Below are 16,041 nucleotides of genomic sequence, written 5' to 3' on the forward strand. Positions count from 1 at the left end.
CTGCCCTAAAAAGTTCTTTAATTTACGTTACGACGTGGACTTCGATAAAACTCAACTCAAAAGATAACTATTTGATTGGCCAGGTGAAAACAAATCGAGCACCTCTTGGTGTGTTTTTCATTAACTTAATAGCCCCCCCACACGACTCAACAATTTTTTTAACGATGGCTAAACCGATACCACTGCCTTCCACTTCATCTCTTGGACGAAGCGTTTTAAACATCGTAAATACAATATCGGTGAACTCTGAGGGAATACCTGGCCCATCATCGGTAATTTCAAACTGATGAAATTGACCAATTTCAGAATACTTAACGGTGATTTCTCCTGTACCTTGATCATGATGTTTTATTGCATTATTAATCAGGTTTAAAAATATCTGCTCTAAAGGAATTCTATTAGTTTGGATGAGCGGAAGAGCATTTTCAATTTTTAGAGAGAACGATTGATCTACATTTAGCGTTTCAAAAACATTTGAGATTAACAAGTTAACATCTGTCATTTCCAAGAATTCTTCTCGGACACCCGCTCGCGAAAAAGCCAATAAATCGTCTAACAGACGCTCCATTCGATTAATTCTGCTTTGCATTAAATAAAGATGCGATAAGTCATTCTTATCAATTTTTCCTTCTAAATCCTCTTTTAACCATGAAGCCAATTGATAAATAGCACGTAATGGAGATCTTAAATCATGCGATGCTATATAAGCGAAACTTTCTAAGTCTGAATTAATTCGTTGTAACTCTGAGTTCGTCTGATTTAATTCGTTAATTAACATTTTTTGCTTGTTAATTTGCCTATTCAATTCTACAAGGCTCTGGCTAAAAGTACTTTGATATTCTAAATGGAGAATAATTTTATTGATTCCATCATCTTCGGGTAACGAGGCTTTAAACAAGCAACCTCTTGACGATAACAGACTTTGCGTTTCTGTGTTGATCAGTTTTAAAGGAACTAAAATAGGTGTAGTACTTCGGCTACATTGCTTTAAAATCTCGACAATTTCTTGCTCTGTAAATTGACTAAACTTTGAAAGATTGGCAGTAACTAGCTGGCCATGTTGAGCGCCTAAAATGGATGTCGCAGCATTTGAAGCGGCAATGATATCCCCGTTTTTTTTGACCAGTAATAAAGCAACGGGAAAAGCAGTAAACAATTTGTTAAGCTCAAATTGATCCATAAGGTTTTATTATCCCTGAAAATAGTCAATACCGCTTGCATCATTTGATTCTTGATTTTGTTGTAAATAGATCACCACTTTACATCCATCACTTCCTTTGGCAATAGTTTCGCTTAGTTGGACTTTTGCATAACCCAAATTTTCAGCAGCAATCACACCAAAAACATTAGAAGTCATCATACACAATGAAGGTCGGCCTTTAACCTTGTCACCAAAAGGGCAGCTCGTACTTTGTAAAATAATTTTTTCATCCGTTTGCGAGACTACAACAAAATTTCCTGAAATCTTATGCTTAAGGCTAATCAAAACCTGAGTGACTTGCTCACGGTCTAATTTTTCAAGTTGCAATGCGGATTTGTACTGTTCATTTAATTCATCACCAATACGTTGCCCTACAACACTGACGAAGCCAGAAGCGTCGTCGAGACCAACCACATCCTGCAAAGTCCCAGTCAAATGACGAAGCACATCTCTAAAAAAACTATCGCGATTCAAATCAATCGATGCATCAATGTTTACCGCTTCGATTTCATTCATATTTCACCTTTTGAGTTTACAGAGGTAAATGATTGTACTTTCCTGCTTTCACAAGAAAGTCTATTTCTCAAAAAACGCCTCTTCAAATTTAGCAGAAGAACGCCGCTTGTGTGACAATGGTATTTTTTGGGCTTTAAAACGTTTCTATAAAGTTAAATATTTCAGTTTTACTTTATCTTGTCACACACATCGCTTTTTACGCGTCACTCGCGTTTAAAAGTCGCAAAAAGGAACGAGTATGGCGTTATCATAATAATCGTCTCTGCAGCTCATTGACGCTTTCAAGTTACGCTCTTTCATAAACGATAAATAGTTAACACTGCCATAATTGTTATAACATGATTAAGCCTCAGTTGGAGCAAAATATAAGCCGAAAAGGTAATTGCGCGGAAATGCGGCAGTGAAGCAAAAAGCGGTGGCAGTAGTATCACTTGATGCTGGGTGTGACCAAACAACGACAGGCTTTTACTTCACCGTTTAACCAAAGACCAGGTAATTGCACTGACCGGGCAAGTATACTGGTTAAAAAGCTATCACTGGTGCTGCACATCGGGCCGCTGGCATAAGGACCTGCGTAAACAAGTTGGCCATCATCAAATAATAACACTGCTGGCACAGCGGGTAATACAAAGTTAGCCGCGGCAAGCTCAGCAGCCGAACGATAACTTTGCTGCTGAGCAGTAATCTGATAACGTTCGGAAAAAACGTCAGCATGCTCACGTGCCAGTCGACTACAACCACACTGGCTCTCCAAAACATGTACGACATGCCAACCTGTATTATTTACTAACCCCAACTCGGTCAGCGACAAAACCGGCGGCTGAGTTGTCCATTGCTGGTTTGGATCAAACTCACCGTATTGGTTTAATCCAAACTTAAACAAAAAAACACTACTAACTAAAACCCAGCAACCAAAAATGATTGCCCCAATCCATAGTGTTTTCGTCATACCCAGTTCGCTAAAACGAGCATTTATTAGACGACGAATTTTTGCGTTTCCTTGTTTAATAAATTAGACAGATTAGAAAGTTGTATTGCCGAATCAGAGACGGCATCACTCATTGAGGCTTGATCCTCGGCCATCATCTTAAGTTGTTGCGTACTACCAGCAACTTCAGCACTTGCCAAATTCTGTTGATCAATTGCATGATTCATTGTGCTGGCGGATTCTGCAACAAATTGAGCTTGGGTAAGAATTGCTTGCAAAAGCTGGTCACTCTCAACTGCTTTTTGACGAGTAATATCAAGCTGAATAACACTTTGCTTCACTACCGCGACCGAATCCGTACTGTGAGTCACTAGACGCGCGATAATTTCTTGTATCTCACCAGTAGAAGCTTGAGTTCTTGAAGCCAGTGTTCTAACTTCATCAGCGACCACAGCAAAACCTCGGCCTTGCTCCCCCGCTCGGGCAGCTTCAATAGCGGCATTTAACGCAAGTAAGTTAGTTTGCTCGGCTATCGACTGAATCACATCTAAGACTTTGCGAATATCCTGACTGGCTATCGCCATTTGATTCACTTTGTCACCCGTTTGCGCTAACTGGTTTGATAAATGCTCAACAGAGGTAATTGTCTCATTGACTGAATGTTTGCCACTTAGGGCAGCTTGTTCAGCTTCAGAAGCATAACTTGCCACCTGCTGAGCTAATTTTTGTAATTCAGCAATGTTTTGTGACATTTCTTCCGTAGCAGCAGCAATGCGCTCCACTTCCCTAAGTTTTTGCTGCATGCCAGTGGCCAGAGATTTGCCGTCAGCGGATAACTGATCCGATTGTTGTTGTAAATTACCGGCTTCTTTATAAAGAATGGAAATCGTTTGCTGTAACACATTTAATGCATTGTTGAATCCAGTAATCACTTTAGCATTTAACGACACCGCTCGCTGATTCAATACAACCCTTCTTTTTTCATCAACCATCGCTTCGGTTGCATCAGACAATGCCTGACCGATTTGAGCCTCTCTCAATGACTGACGGCAAAGCAACACTAAGACGATCGTTTCCAAAACAACATAGGCAGCATGAATCATAACGATTGGCAGAGTGTTGTATTGCTCTGGTAATAAGTACACACCCAGATCTTGCTGCTGCATCCACATAAACAACAAGTGATGAACTGCAATAACGGCCGCGGCAACAATAATAACCCATTGATCTCTGAAGGCAAAAAGAATGGCCAAATAAACAAAGATGCCAAAATGTAGCTCTTCCATACCATAGGATTGATGAATTTGCAGAGCGGCAAAAAACATAAAGCTCACCCCGTAGCTAATACGAGATAAATAATGATCGCCTAAAGTTTTATAAAGAAAATAAGGTACAAACAGTGAAGGTAGACCTACCACGAACACCCCAACCCAGCCCCCAAAAACAAAAGCTAAAACGACTGAGAAAATAAACTGGAAAATACTTACCATTCCAATAACTTTAAAAGCATGGGAACGGAATTGAAGATTTAAGTTTGGCATTTAGTCTCCAGCAATGCAGTTAAAAGAAAATCTTTTTCAGTATTTTAGCAGCTATTAATTAAAGTGAATTGTTTTACCACAAGGAAAAGCGAAAAAAACTCAACCATAATAAGTGAAATATCTCTAAAGGTAACACACTTATGTGGCAACAAATAGCAGCTCAAATTAGCTTAGAGTTGGATATCGATTTTCAGGTCGAGCGCAAGATTTCGCTTACCGGCGGCTCTATTAACCTTGCGTATAAAATTTCCGGTGGTGGCCATGATTTTTTTGTCAAATTGCACCATCGCGAACAACTAGAACAATTTGAAAACGAACAATTATCCTTAGTTTGCCTAGCGCAAACACATTGCGTAAGGGTGCCTAAGGTCATTTGCGTGGGTCAAACGCTCGACAAGGCTTTTTTAGTGCTCGAGTATTTACCGCTGGAGCCAGCAAAAGCGGAGCACCCTGCCTCTTGGCAAAACTTAGCCGAGCACATCGCTAAACTGCATCAACAACACGAACAAGCCATGTTTGGTTTTGATTGGGACAATCAATTAGGGCTAACCACCCAACCTAATCAATGGCAAGGTAACTGGAGTAGCTTTTTTTCTGAACAACGCTTGGGTTGGCAATTACAATTGCTGTTAGAGCAAGGGTTTGGATTTGGCAATATTGATCATATTGTGGAGCAAGCTCGACAACGCTTAGTGCATCATAAACCCAAACCCAGTTTATTACACGGCGATCTCTGGCGTGGCAATATTGGTTTTACGGCTGAAAGCCCAGTGATTTTTGATCCGGCCAGTTATTTTGGTGATCGAGAAGCAGATATTGCTTGTAGTAGCCTTTACGGTACCTTTCCTGCCGAGTTTTATCATCATTATCAGCAATATTACCCTTTAACGGCTGATTTTGAGGAACGAAAAGCGCTGTATAATCTGTATCATATTTTAAACCACGCCAATTTGTTTCGTGGTAACTATTTGATCCAGGCACAAGAACAGATCAAACTACTTTTTCACTTAAAAGGCCAAGCATGACCGACTCGAATCACCCCGTAGCATTAGTCACCGGCAGCGCCCTGCGATTGGGCAAACAAATGATTATCAGCTTGCACCAACAAGGTTATCGAGTACTGATCCATTATCGCAGTTCTTCAGCGGCGGCCGAGCAACTCGCCGCGCAATTAAACCAATTACGCGCTAACAGTGCTGCCACGCTTTGTGCGAACTTAAGCGACGACGCGGCAATTGTCCCCCTCGCCAAGCAAGCTATTGCTTGTTTTGGCCGTTTAGATTTATTAGTCAACAACGCCTCAAGTTTTTATCCGACACCGTTGGCTCATGCCCAACTGGATGATTGGCAAGAGCTGTTTGGCTCGAACGTGAAAGCGCCCTACTTTTTAAGTAAAGCTTTAAGTACCGAACTGACAAAGCGCCAAGGCTGCATTATTAATATAGTGGATATTCACGCCGATAAACCCTTAGCTGAGCACAGCATTTATTGCATGGCCAAAGCGGCCTTACAAATGATGACCAAGGCCTTAGCTCGTGAGCTGGCGCCAGCTGTTCGGGTAAATGGTATCGCGCCAGGCGCCATTTTATGGCCAAGCCAGGCGCTTGATGATGCCGATAAAGACATGGTATTACAGCAAGTACCATTGGCACGCTTAGGTGAGGCCAGCGACATTGCCAATACTCTGCTATTTTTAGCACAGGCACCTTATATTACGGGGCAAATTGTTGCGGTAGACGGTGGCAGAAGTTTAGGTGGTGCCAATAAAGCGTAATATGCCGAGCCCTAAACCGCTCAGGCACAACGGGAGAAGGTAGTATGAAACCCATATTTCAAAGTGTGAATTGCCCTTTTTGTGGTTACCCCAGCGACATTTGCGTGGAAGCCTCAGCAGAGGATCAAGACTACATCGAGGATTGCAGCAATTGCTGCAATCCAATGCATATTCGAGTGCATACCGATGATCTGCAGCATCGTGTGCAGATCTTCGTCGATGCCGATGACGAACAGTATTACTGAGCTTGCTCAGTGTTGGCAAAGCGTGTTGCCATCACGCGCTCAACGGTGCGAATAATCGTCACGGTTTGTTGATCGAGTTCGATATTAATGCGATCGCCAATCAATTTATCGCCTAAGGTTGTTAGCGCCAATGTTTCCGGGATCAAATACAAGCCAAAGCCTTCGGCAGTGACTTCGCCCACGGTTAAACTGCAGCCTTCCACCGCGATAAACCCTTTTGGTTGGATGTAAGGCAGCATGGCCGGATCTACTTTCAGCAGCAGCTGACAGTTTTGCGCATCTTGGGTTTTTCCGACCAATTCGGCCGTTGCTTGAATGTGGCCCGAGACAATATGCCCGCCAAGCTCGTCGCCAAAACGCAGAGAACGCTCTAAGTTCACTCGGCTACCCACTTTTAGCGTACCAAGATTGGTTTTATCTAACGTTTCAGCAATAACATCAAAGCAAACCCAACCAGCAGCACTGTCAAAGTCGGTGGCGGTAAGGCAAACACCATTAATCGCAATACTGGCGCCACGTTGCAATTGCGCCAGATGTGTGGGGGCAACGTTTAGGGTTAAGGTCCTCAGACCGGGTAAATCAGCAATTTGCTTGATGATGGCGGTGGTTTGCACTATTCCAGTAAACATAAAACCTCAGTTGTGTTAAATTGCGCGGCTGACAACACTGTAGCAAAATTAAGACGGCGCTCATGTTACCTTTTTCCCGCTTTGAAGCCAGAACCATTTTAAAATTATCCGGCCCGATCATTCTGGCACAAGTCACGCAAACCTTAATGATGTTTGTCGATACTGTGATGGCCGGTCGCTACGGTGCCGTTGATATGGCCGCCATTGCGGTTGCATCAGGCTTATGGCTGCCGATTGTGATGACCTTACAAGGTTTATTGCTGGCGTTAACGCCGATTATCGCCCAGTTTTTTGGCAGCAAACAAACCAGCTTAGTCAGTCACTATACGTTACAAACCAGTTATTTGGGTTTACTGCTCGCGGCATTATTGTTTGTATTGATGTTGTTTGCTGAAATTCCCATCAGTAAATTACACATGGAAAGCGAACTGCAAACTAAGACCCTGCAATACCTGTACTACGTTAGTTTTGGGCTGTTTCCTGCTGTCGGTTACATTGTGATGCGCAACTTATTTGAAGGCCTTGGCAACACTAAAGCCAGTATGTGGATCAGCTTTGTGGGCCTGTTAGTAAATATCCCCGCCAATTACGTGTTCATTTATGGCAAGTTAGGTATGCCCGCGCTTGGGGGCGCCGGCTGTGGTATTGCCACCAGTTTAGTGTTTTTAGCGATGTTTTTGGCGATGCTTTGCTACGGTTGGTTTAGCCGCTCTACTCGGCCTTATCGGCACTGGCCAGCCAGTTTAAAATTAAATTGGCCAGCACAATGGCAAATCTTTCGTATCGGCACACCCATTGCTGCTTCTATTTTCTTTGAAGTCACCTTATTCGCCTGTGTGCCGCTAATGATTGTGCATTTGGGGCCGGTGATCGTCGCAGGTCATCAGGTGGCGCATAACTACAGCTCGATTATCTTTATGATCCCGTTATCTCTAGGTTTAGCCACCACCATCCGCGTCGGGCACTTAGTGGGCGAGCAAAATTTACAAAGCCTGAAAAAAGCCATTGGCTCGGCGCTGATCCTGTCCATGTTGCTCTCGCTGCTCACCATTGTGTTTACGCTATTGATGCGCCAGCACGTGGCAGCCTTGTATTCGCCTGATCCTGCGGTAATTGCTTTGGCCAGCTCATTATTAATTTTAGCCAGCTTTTATCAGTTTTCAGATGCCATCCAAGTAGTGTCGTCATGTGCCTTACGCGGCATGAAAATTACCATGCCGGTATTTTTTATCACGCTGATTTCCTATTGGCCAATCGGTTTTGGCCTTGGCTGCGTACTAGGCTTAACGAACTGGTTGGTTGAACCGATGGGCGCTCATGGTTTTTGGATCGGCATTATTGTTGGCTTAACGGTCTCTGCCATTGCCTTAGGTTTCGTGTTACGCAAACAATTAAACAGGATGGAACATGAACATAACGCAGGGGCTACTGCTTAGTGTTGCTACCACACTTTTACTTGGCTGCAGCAAGCCAGCAGGTAAAGCGGAACTCGCAGATTATCAACAACGTTTAACGCGGGTGTTGGCTTTAGACAAAGCGGACATCTCGCTCTTACCCACTACTCCCTTACCCGCCAAAAATAGCCTACTGGTGCCGCAACCTGATTTACGCATGGATCTTTTAGACGCGTTTGCAACGCGCCAGTGTGGCTTAGATCAGCTCATTGCTGAGCGCAACAGCAGCATGGGCCGCGTATTTAGCGTGAGTAAACGGCTTAACTACGAATTACGTTTACTGGCGGTGTTAGATGATTGCGATCAGCAAGATTGGCCTGAACCATTAAAACAACAAATAACTGAGGTTTATCAGCAGAAACTCGCACAAATCAACAGCGTGTTTTTAAACATGCTGCAAACCGATGACACCTTACGCAAACGTTGGCACAACAGTGACAGCATGCTCGCGCCCAATGATAGCAGTGGCTTTAACGAAAGCTTGGCCGCTTTACAGTTGCTAGTGGAATTGAAACATGCCATCAATGCGAAAGATTGGCAACGCGCCAGCCAAATGGATCCTGAGCGCGCGCTAGAAAGTTTATATCGTTATGATTTTCTGTCCAAACTGCAATACAGTTTACGTTATACTCGCAGTTGGTTTGTGGCGATTAACCCCAAATTACAACAGCTCTCCCCGAGCACACTGTGCACCAATAACCGCAATACCGAACAGTTAGCGATATTAACCACCGTCTTTCGCAAGTTTTTTATCGGCGAGATCCAAGCCTATTTAGCGCAGCTCAGCCGCTTTCAACAACAAAGTTGGCCGCTGTTAGATGAACTATACCAAGATACGGCGCTGCATCCTGTGTTAGCGCAGCGTTACTTAGAGCAAGCTGAGCAATTACAACGTTTATTGTTAGCGCACGTGGGATGGTATCAAGAGCTTAATAAGGTATGCCCGGTAGGCTTAACCTCAAGCTAAGCACACTTAGCTTGAGGTTGTTGTAGGTTATTTACTGGTAGGTTGATAAGGCATACCTTGTTGCCACCACTTGGGTGCTGGCTTACCTTTTAAATAATGGTCAAAAAACTCAAGCATTTTAATGGTGTAATCAATTTTATTAGCATACTGCTTTAAATGATGCGGCTCTCCTTCGTATTGCAACATCACTACCGGCTTGTTTAAGCGGCGCAGTGCTAAATAGTACTCAATGCCCTGTTCCCATGGCACTGCGCCATCGTCATCCCCAAATTGAATTAACATCGGTGTGTTAATGCGATCAGCAAAGAACACTGGCGAGTTATCAATATAGGGTTTTAAATTTTCAAACATCGAGGGGCCAATCCGGCTTTGCCCTGTTTCATACTGAAACTGCCGCGCTAAACCTGACTCCCAGCGAATGCCACTGTAAGCACTGGTCATGTTCGACACCGGTGCACCCGATACCGCTGCGGCAAACATATCGGTTTCGGTCACCACAAAGGCGGTTTGATAGCCTGACCAGCTGTGGCCATGTAAGCCAATGGCTTTAGGATCAGCAATGCCCAAATCAATCAGTTTTTGCACCCCTGGTACTAATGACTCGGTGGCGCTTGGCCCTGGCGCGCCCTCACGGAAGCGTACATCCGGTAAAAACACCACATAATCTTGGCCTAAATAAAACGGAAAATTCGGCCGGTGGTTAATTTTCATTTGATTATAATGGTTTAGGCGCTGTGAAAACTGCTCATAGTAATACACCATAACCGGATAGCGTTTTTTGGCATCATAACCATCAGGCGTTAACACTACACCTTGTAAACGCTCGCCATCGGCGGTAGTCCAGTCAATTAAATGGCTGTCACCCCAAATAAACTCGCTTTGCTGCGGGTTAACATGAGTTAACTGTAGGCGCTCGCTAAAGTCATAACTGGCTTGCCACAGATCCGGGAATTGCCGGAAGCTTTGCTCAGTAAACAGGTAGCGTTGTTGTTGCTCTAACGCTTCGACAAAGTCATAGCGCTTTGCACCTTGTATTAAGGTGGTTAGCGTACCATTGGCCAATTCAAACTTGGCAAAACCATAGCCCTTGTTTTCTTCGTGATACATGGCCAATAACAGGGTGGCGTTTGGCGCGAAGGCAAGCGTCTCATCGGTTTTTTCTACCCGGTATTGCAGCTGATTAGCGCGGCCCTGCTTAGTCAGGTTTTGGCTAGTGCCATCTAAAGCCAAGGCCCAAATGTCGAAGCGATCGTACACCAACACGGCTGAGCTATCAGCAAGCCAACCCGCTACGCCGTAACTGCGCGCTGGCATGGGTACGTCATTTTCTTCATCGACCCAAGATACGTTAACGTCTGCCCCCAACACTTGCTGCTGACCGGTTTGGCTATCAAATAGCCAATATTGCGCATCTTGCAAATACACAACGAAGCGACCATCGGGCGATAAGTGCGCCCATTCTTGGCTGCGATTCTCGCTAAACACCGGTTGGCGTTTGCCGGTTTTTAAATCTACATGCCACATATCATGCAAACGGCCATTCCAGCTCAGCTGTTTTAAATAAGGTCGGTCATTACTGATTAACTGCGCGTTGCTGTGCTCGGTTAAGCGCAGTCGATCTTCGATATCATCACTTAACGCCACCATCTTTAAGTTATCAAGCCAAATCACCGCAGGGGCGGTACGTTTTTGTGCTTCTTTATACTCGGCCTTTTGTTGGCTATTAATCCGCTCATCTTCGCCATGCCATACCTGCAAGCGCCGATCGGCCAGTAAACGGTTAATGTCATACAGCTCAGCTTCGGTTTGCGGTAAGCCCGGCTTTGCCGCTTGCTCGCCCAGATCCGGCCGATGCCCGACAAACAAACGCTGGCCATCTTTGCTAAAGCGCGGGGCATAATGCTCGCTTAATAGCCAGCCGCTACGCGCAGTATTCACTGCTTTTGCTGCCTCTGTACCTGCTGACCAAAGCCATAATTGCTGCGCCGCCTCTGCTTGCTTACTGGCAGCCAGCTGCGCTTTAGTTGGGCCTTGGAAAAACGCTAACTGCGTGCCCTGCTCATTAAATTGCAGCTGTTGCAGTTTTTGCACAGCGCCAGCGAAGGCAGCATATTGCTGATTGGCAGCACTGTCCCAGACTATCAGCGCTTGTTGCGCGGCGCTTTCGCTTGCGTTGTTGTTTTTGCTCGCCTTATCGGTATGCTGAACAACCCATGCCACTAAGGGCCCGGTTTCAGCTGCCGCAAAATCTGTTACCAGCCCTAAGGTTGTGAGTTTACCACTAGCTAAATGCAGCGCTTGTAAGCTTTGCGTCTCGTCCTTGCTGTCGGCTTTACGTACCAGTAACAGCGCATAGTGGCTGTCACCGCTAAAGGCAAAACGGTCAATATTGGCAATCACCTGGCTTTCGCCGGTGGCGGTATTAATAAGCACCGCGTTTTGCTCAAGCGCATCGCGGGCTTTTTTATCTGCTGCTTGTTCACGGGCTAATAACGGCGCTTGCTGGCGAAACAAAGCATAAGCCCCATTGGCGCTTACTTGGCCACGATCGGCATTGGGTACACTAAACTGCTGACCTGAAGCAATGTGCACCACATAACCGGTGCTATCACCAAAATCCGGCATGGCGGTATAAAGCATCACCTGCTGGTTTTTACTGACTTGGCGCTGGCTAATCTCCCGAAACTGCATGATATCGTTCAGGCTTAACGGTTTAAGATTGGCGGTACTGATTTGACTGGATTGGATCACAGCCGAGGTTGCAACATCGCCGCGCACCATAGGTGTAGTGCTTTGATACTGGCTACAGGCGACACTGGCAAATGCCAGCAGAAAACAGCCAGCCAGGCGGCTAAAGCCGCGAACAGTATTAGACATAGAACCCTCAATAACGGTGTTTATCTTTTTATTGTATCAAAACTTAACACAAGCCAACGACGTTGTGACAAGCCATAGCCTGAGCACCACCCTAGATACGACCAACTCCAAGCCATGTGCGGTTAATTACCCCACAATAGCGCCCGCCGCAGGCCAACACGGCTAAATTTCAGCCAAACACATCAACCAGGCAGAAAAACACTTGCCAACAGGCCACTAGCGCAATAACATAGCGCCCGTTGTCGATGACAGTTATCAATAACAACTCAGTGCGCGTCCTTAGCTCAGTTGGTTAGAGCACTACCTTGACATGGTAGGGGTCGGTGGTTCGAGTCCACTAGGACGCACCAAAGAATTCAAACAAAAAAGCCGCTCATTGAGCGGCTTTTTTGTTTTTAGGACACTGAATATATTCATTTTTATTTTTAACAGACAAAAAATTAAAACAGCGTGTGATTTTTAACCAGTGATCACCCACCCTTGTTTTGACCCGTTTTACACCCAAAAACACGTTCGGTGACCAAACGGTGACCACGCCCCTCGCAAAAATTGTTTGACGTGTAAGAGTTGAGCTGTTTTTTTCATCGCCGCTATTGTCACGGCTAATTTATCTAAGTGATTGGAAAATTTTTTGTCTTTCTTAAGCCGTACATACCACAAGCAAATCCCAGTATTATCTCAGTGTCATTTACGTAGATTGAGGTAAGTTAGAATGATCTCTTTTCGTTTAGCCAATGCCGTTTAAGTGAAGCCACTTTTGGCTTGTTCAGCAAATAAGATCAGCCATTGTTCTTTAGTACGCTTCATGATCTTTAACCTGATAATTCACAATGGCAGGCAGAGTAAGGTTGATCAGCTAGGATAGAAATGTGTGGTTGGCGTTACGCTTACGATGTAACCCAGCATACGTTCGGCACCGACATTAAAGATCTGAATGACACCTTTGGCATCGGTGGCAATACTAGAGAACTTTTCGCTGTTGAAAATGGCGCTCTGTAAGGCGCCAGCTCTCAATAATGCAGCGTTACCCTGTTTGCTCTTCATTATAATATAGTCGCTTTCGCTGGCCTTTACGGCAAAGTAGAGAAATGTGGAGGAAGGGCATTTAAGTACCTTGAGTCTAGTCAACAAAACCTATATTTGATATGCCTTTAGACGAATTAACCAATTCTCCTAATAAACTAATCAATCGAAAACACTTTGGTGTCACTTTTAAAATGGTTAAGCGAAATATATTTTGACGAAATAAGCTTAAAGGAGTGAACTTGCCTGTTTGCACAACATAACATGTTCAGGCTGTTCCAAATCATAAATCTTTAACTTATTATTCAATTACTTAAATAAAGAGGTTACACCGCTAAACGTTTAAATTAATCAATGAATGCAAACTGTATTTATGTGTTTGCAGGTTCAATTCAAGATGGTTTAAATGGTTAAGCACCATACGCTGGTAATCGGCCCAGCGGTATGCGGTCAAAGTAACTATAGAAACCCAATTAACGGTGTATCAACATGACCAAAGTCACGACCACGCCGACCAAGATAGGCATTTGCATTATTGCTGGCCCGGTATAGACACTCACAGCAATCCCACCAGCGATTGTTTGAACAATCTACCTACTTTAATCACCCGATCGCCCTCAATACGAACATGGTCATTGTCCAAGGCCACCACTTTGTTTCTGTTAACAATAAATGACTTATGGACCTGCACAAATTGCTGCTGAGGTAGCTGCTGAACCAGTCGTTTTAACGTACTACTTACCAGTGTCATGTGCTCACCCTGCCATACTTTAACGTAGTTACCGTAAGCTTCTAGCAAAGTAATATCACCCAGCAGGAACTTACGCTTTTCGCGATCCACTTTAAGCATAAGATAAGCATTTAATGGGGGTACAGCGGTGATCACTCGGCGATGCACTTTATTTAGCGCTTCAATTAAACGTTCAGCACTCACCGGTTTTAACAGATAATCGACCACGTCCAACGCAAATCCATCAATGGCATAGTCTTGATAAGCGCTAATAATAATAACATGTGGCCGATTGCTCAGTACTTTGAGCATGTCGATACCACTTAACGCCGGCATATTAATATCTAATAGGATCAAATCAACCTTATGATGAGCAAGATAACGCAGAGCCTCAGTAGCGTTGTAGCAGTTTGCCACCAGTGCTATATCATCACGCGCTTTTAAATGATGTTTAATCACATTATGGGCCAATGGCTCATCATCGATAATGACGGTGCTTAACATGGCTCTAGCTCCATTATTAGCTCAGCACTCCAAAATGTGTCTTGCCGCTGCGCCACAAATTGGTGTTTTCCGGCATAGAGCAATGCAAGACGTCGCTTTAGGTTATCAAGCCCGATACCGGGAGAAGGCGAAATGGGTTTATCAGGCAAACTATTAACACAGCGCATCAGCAGCAGGCCGTTTTCGACTGTTATATTAAGAGAAATTGTACATGGCGATTGGCTAGGCTCAACGCCATGTTTAAAGGCATTTTCAAGTAAGATGATTAGCAATAACGGCGCGATCTGCCACTTATCTGCTTGTTCTGGAAAAGCGGTGTTGATTTGACATTTATCTGAACTGCGGATCGCCTGCAACGCCAAGAAATCCTGCAAATACTGGATCTCCTGCGATAGCGTTACCCGCTGCTGTTGACCTTCGTATACGGTATAGCGTAGTAAGTTTGCTAATTGCAACACCAGATTAGGCGCTTGCTGAGAACCGGTCAATGTCAGCGAATATAAGTTATTCAACGTATTAAATAAAAAATGTGGATTAACTTGTTGCTGCAGAAGTTGCAGCTCGGTCTGACTTTGGCGCTGAGCAATCTCAGCTATGGCTTTGTCTTGCTGTTGTCGTTCAAACGCTAAAATGATCGGTGCACTGATCGCCAAAACAAAAAAGCTAATTTGAAAATTGATGGGCGCAAATACATTGTAGTCTTGCGACGGTATAAGGGTAAACTCCGGAATATTTAACGGCAACCATAACACCACAGTACACAATAATGGCGTCATCACGATAAGTGTAATCAGGCAACTTGCGGCATAAGCAAATACACCACTGCGGGCCAATATACGACGGATCAGAACATACCGATTTAGCCAAAACACCAATAAAAAAAGCGAACCCATCAACAAAAACTGCCACACGTAATGTATGAAAAATCCAAAATTCACCATAACAATGTCACTGCGAATGACGGTTTCTAGCGGCTGATTTCGCAGCGGATCATCGGTTGAAGCAAAGATGCCCGCCATCATAACTGCCCATACAACCATCAACAACGCCAGCACTGAATTCAGCGAGAATAGCCGTGATACAAAAAGGGTATAACGGCTGCTATTCCTTCTCGCCAATAACTGGCTTAAACCAAAACCCATACTCGCTATGATCAAAAACAACCAAGCTTGCATCTCGAACAGTGTCCATTCTGCATACACAAGGCTCAGTTCAGCCAACAAAAAACACAATATGGGATAGATAATAAAGCCACTACACCAAATCACTGCTGCATGGCGCTGCGATGGTTGAAATGAAACAAAATGAGCAAGCAACAACGGTACGCTTTGCAACACCAACTGAAGAAAAGTTATTGTAAATATCAACCCACTTTGGCTATGAAAAGAGAAATGGCGAATGGACGCTTCAAGTAGCAATGCTGCAATGAGGCCCAGTTGATTCTCCATGATGGCCGTTAACTGTTGTTTGAACCTAAGTGACAACTGAAATGGCATCTTACTCTCCTTAGTGCTGCTTACCGCAAGCTTGATGGCAAATATAGCCGATGTCATCGATTAGATGACAAACCACCAATATTACTGACAAAAGTAACATGTTCTAAATATGTTCGCCTTGCGATTCATTCATCATCAACGCTAAGGGTTTCGTCA

At 44.3% G+C, this 16,041-nt stretch carries 14 protein-coding genes and 1 tRNA gene; 6 read left to right on the plus strand and 9 right to left on the minus strand.

Annotated features, from left to right (window positions below):
- Nucleotides 1-67 precede the first annotated feature (67 nt).
- The 4 genes from ORJ01_RS01215 to ORJ01_RS01230 form a co-directional block, all read right to left on the minus strand.
- Nucleotides 68-1,180 carry an ATP-binding protein gene (locus ORJ01_RS01215; protein WP_306176673.1) on the minus strand — a complete coding sequence of 371 codons (1,113 nt, stop codon included), beginning with the start codon at nt 1,178-1,180 and terminating at the stop codon, nt 68-70.
- 9 nt (nt 1,181-1,189) lie between these two features.
- Nucleotides 1,190-1,717: a methanogen output domain 1-containing protein gene (locus tag ORJ01_RS01220; protein ID WP_306176674.1), complete on the minus strand. Its 528-nt coding sequence runs from the start codon at nt 1,715-1,717 to the stop codon at nt 1,190-1,192.
- A 427-nt stretch (nt 1,718-2,144) separates the two neighbouring features.
- A complete protein-coding gene (locus ORJ01_RS01225; RefSeq protein WP_306176675.1) occupies nt 2,145-2,600 on the minus strand; it encodes a DUF6436 domain-containing protein in 456 nt (151 codons plus the stop codon).
- Nucleotides 2,601-2,692: 92 nt separating this feature from the next.
- Nucleotides 2,693-4,186, minus strand: a complete 1,494-nt coding sequence (locus ORJ01_RS01230) for a methyl-accepting chemotaxis protein (RefSeq protein ID WP_306176676.1) — start codon at nt 4,184-4,186, stop codon at nt 2,693-2,695.
- A gap of 140 nt (nt 4,187-4,326) precedes the next feature.
- On the opposite strand from ORJ01_RS01230, the gene ORJ01_RS01235 reads away from it, so the two are divergent.
- Genes ORJ01_RS01235 through ORJ01_RS01245 form a run of 3 tightly spaced genes read left to right on the plus strand, consistent with a single transcriptional unit; the run spans nt 4,327 to nt 6,205 of the window.
- Nucleotides 4,327-5,211: a fructosamine kinase family protein gene (locus ORJ01_RS01235; RefSeq protein ID WP_306176677.1), complete on the plus strand. Its 885-nt coding sequence runs from the start codon at nt 4,327-4,329 to the stop codon at nt 5,209-5,211.
- Complete coding sequence (locus tag ORJ01_RS01240) at nt 5,208-5,960, plus strand: pteridine reductase (RefSeq protein WP_306176678.1); 753 nt, start codon at nt 5,208-5,210, stop codon at nt 5,958-5,960. The genes ORJ01_RS01235 and ORJ01_RS01240 overlap by 4 nt, the downstream gene beginning before the upstream one ends.
- 44 nt (nt 5,961-6,004) lie before the next feature.
- Nucleotides 6,005-6,205 (plus strand): CPXCG motif-containing cysteine-rich protein, encoded by a 201-nt coding sequence (locus ORJ01_RS01245; RefSeq protein WP_229585206.1) that lies wholly within the window; start codon nt 6,005-6,007, stop codon nt 6,203-6,205.
- Here ORJ01_RS01245 and ORJ01_RS01250 read toward each other — a convergent pair.
- On the minus strand, nt 6,199-6,834 hold the full coding sequence (locus ORJ01_RS01250) for a riboflavin synthase subunit alpha (protein ID WP_306176679.1): 636 nt from the start codon (nt 6,832-6,834) through the stop codon (nt 6,199-6,201). The genes ORJ01_RS01245 and ORJ01_RS01250 overlap by 7 nt on opposite strands.
- A 62-nt stretch (nt 6,835-6,896) precedes the next feature.
- Here ORJ01_RS01250 and ORJ01_RS01255 point away from each other — a divergent pair, with 62 nt between their 5' ends.
- Both ORJ01_RS01255 and ORJ01_RS01260 read left to right on the plus strand, forming a co-directional pair.
- Nucleotides 6,897-8,270, plus strand: a complete 1,374-nt coding sequence (locus tag ORJ01_RS01255; RefSeq protein WP_229585204.1) for an MATE family efflux transporter — start codon at nt 6,897-6,899, stop codon at nt 8,268-8,270.
- Complete coding sequence (locus ORJ01_RS01260; protein ID WP_306176680.1) at nt 8,242-9,255, plus strand: DUF3080 family protein; 1,014 nt, start codon at nt 8,242-8,244, stop codon at nt 9,253-9,255. The genes ORJ01_RS01255 and ORJ01_RS01260 overlap by 29 nt, the downstream gene beginning before the upstream one ends.
- A gap of 27 nt (nt 9,256-9,282) precedes the next feature.
- Here the strand turns inward: ORJ01_RS01260 and ORJ01_RS01265 are convergent, their stop codons facing one another.
- The gene (locus ORJ01_RS01265) at nt 9,283-12,132 is read right to left on the minus strand and encodes a prolyl oligopeptidase family serine peptidase (RefSeq protein ID WP_306176681.1); all 2,850 of its coding nucleotides are present in this window, start codon (nt 12,130-12,132) and stop codon (nt 9,283-9,285) included.
- Nucleotides 12,133-12,405: 273 nt separating this feature from the next.
- Between ORJ01_RS01265 and ORJ01_RS01270 the strand changes: the two genes are divergently transcribed.
- Nucleotides 12,406-12,482: transfer RNA gene (locus tag ORJ01_RS01270), tRNA-Val, on the plus strand.
- A gap of 502 nt (nt 12,483-12,984) precedes the next feature.
- On the opposite strand, the gene ORJ01_RS01275 is transcribed toward ORJ01_RS01270, so the two are convergent.
- The 3 genes from ORJ01_RS01275 to ORJ01_RS01285 form a co-directional block, all read right to left on the minus strand.
- Nucleotides 12,985-13,176, minus strand: a complete 192-nt coding sequence (locus ORJ01_RS01275) for a hypothetical protein (RefSeq protein WP_306176682.1) — start codon at nt 13,174-13,176, stop codon at nt 12,985-12,987.
- Between the two features lie 535 nt (nt 13,177-13,711).
- Nucleotides 13,712-14,389, minus strand: a complete 678-nt coding sequence (locus ORJ01_RS01280; protein ID WP_306176683.1) for a LytTR family DNA-binding domain-containing protein — start codon at nt 14,387-14,389, stop codon at nt 13,712-13,714.
- Nucleotides 14,383-15,885 (minus strand): sensor histidine kinase, encoded by a 1,503-nt coding sequence (locus ORJ01_RS01285; protein WP_306176684.1) that lies wholly within the window; start codon nt 15,883-15,885, stop codon nt 14,383-14,385. The genes ORJ01_RS01280 and ORJ01_RS01285 overlap by 7 nt, the downstream gene beginning before the upstream one ends.
- Between the last annotated feature and the right edge of the window lie 156 nt (nt 15,886-16,041).

The sequence above is a fragment of the Alishewanella sp. SMS8 genome, from assembly GCF_030737935.1.
Taxonomy (GTDB): Bacteria; Pseudomonadota; Gammaproteobacteria; order Enterobacterales; family Alteromonadaceae; genus Alishewanella; species Alishewanella maricola.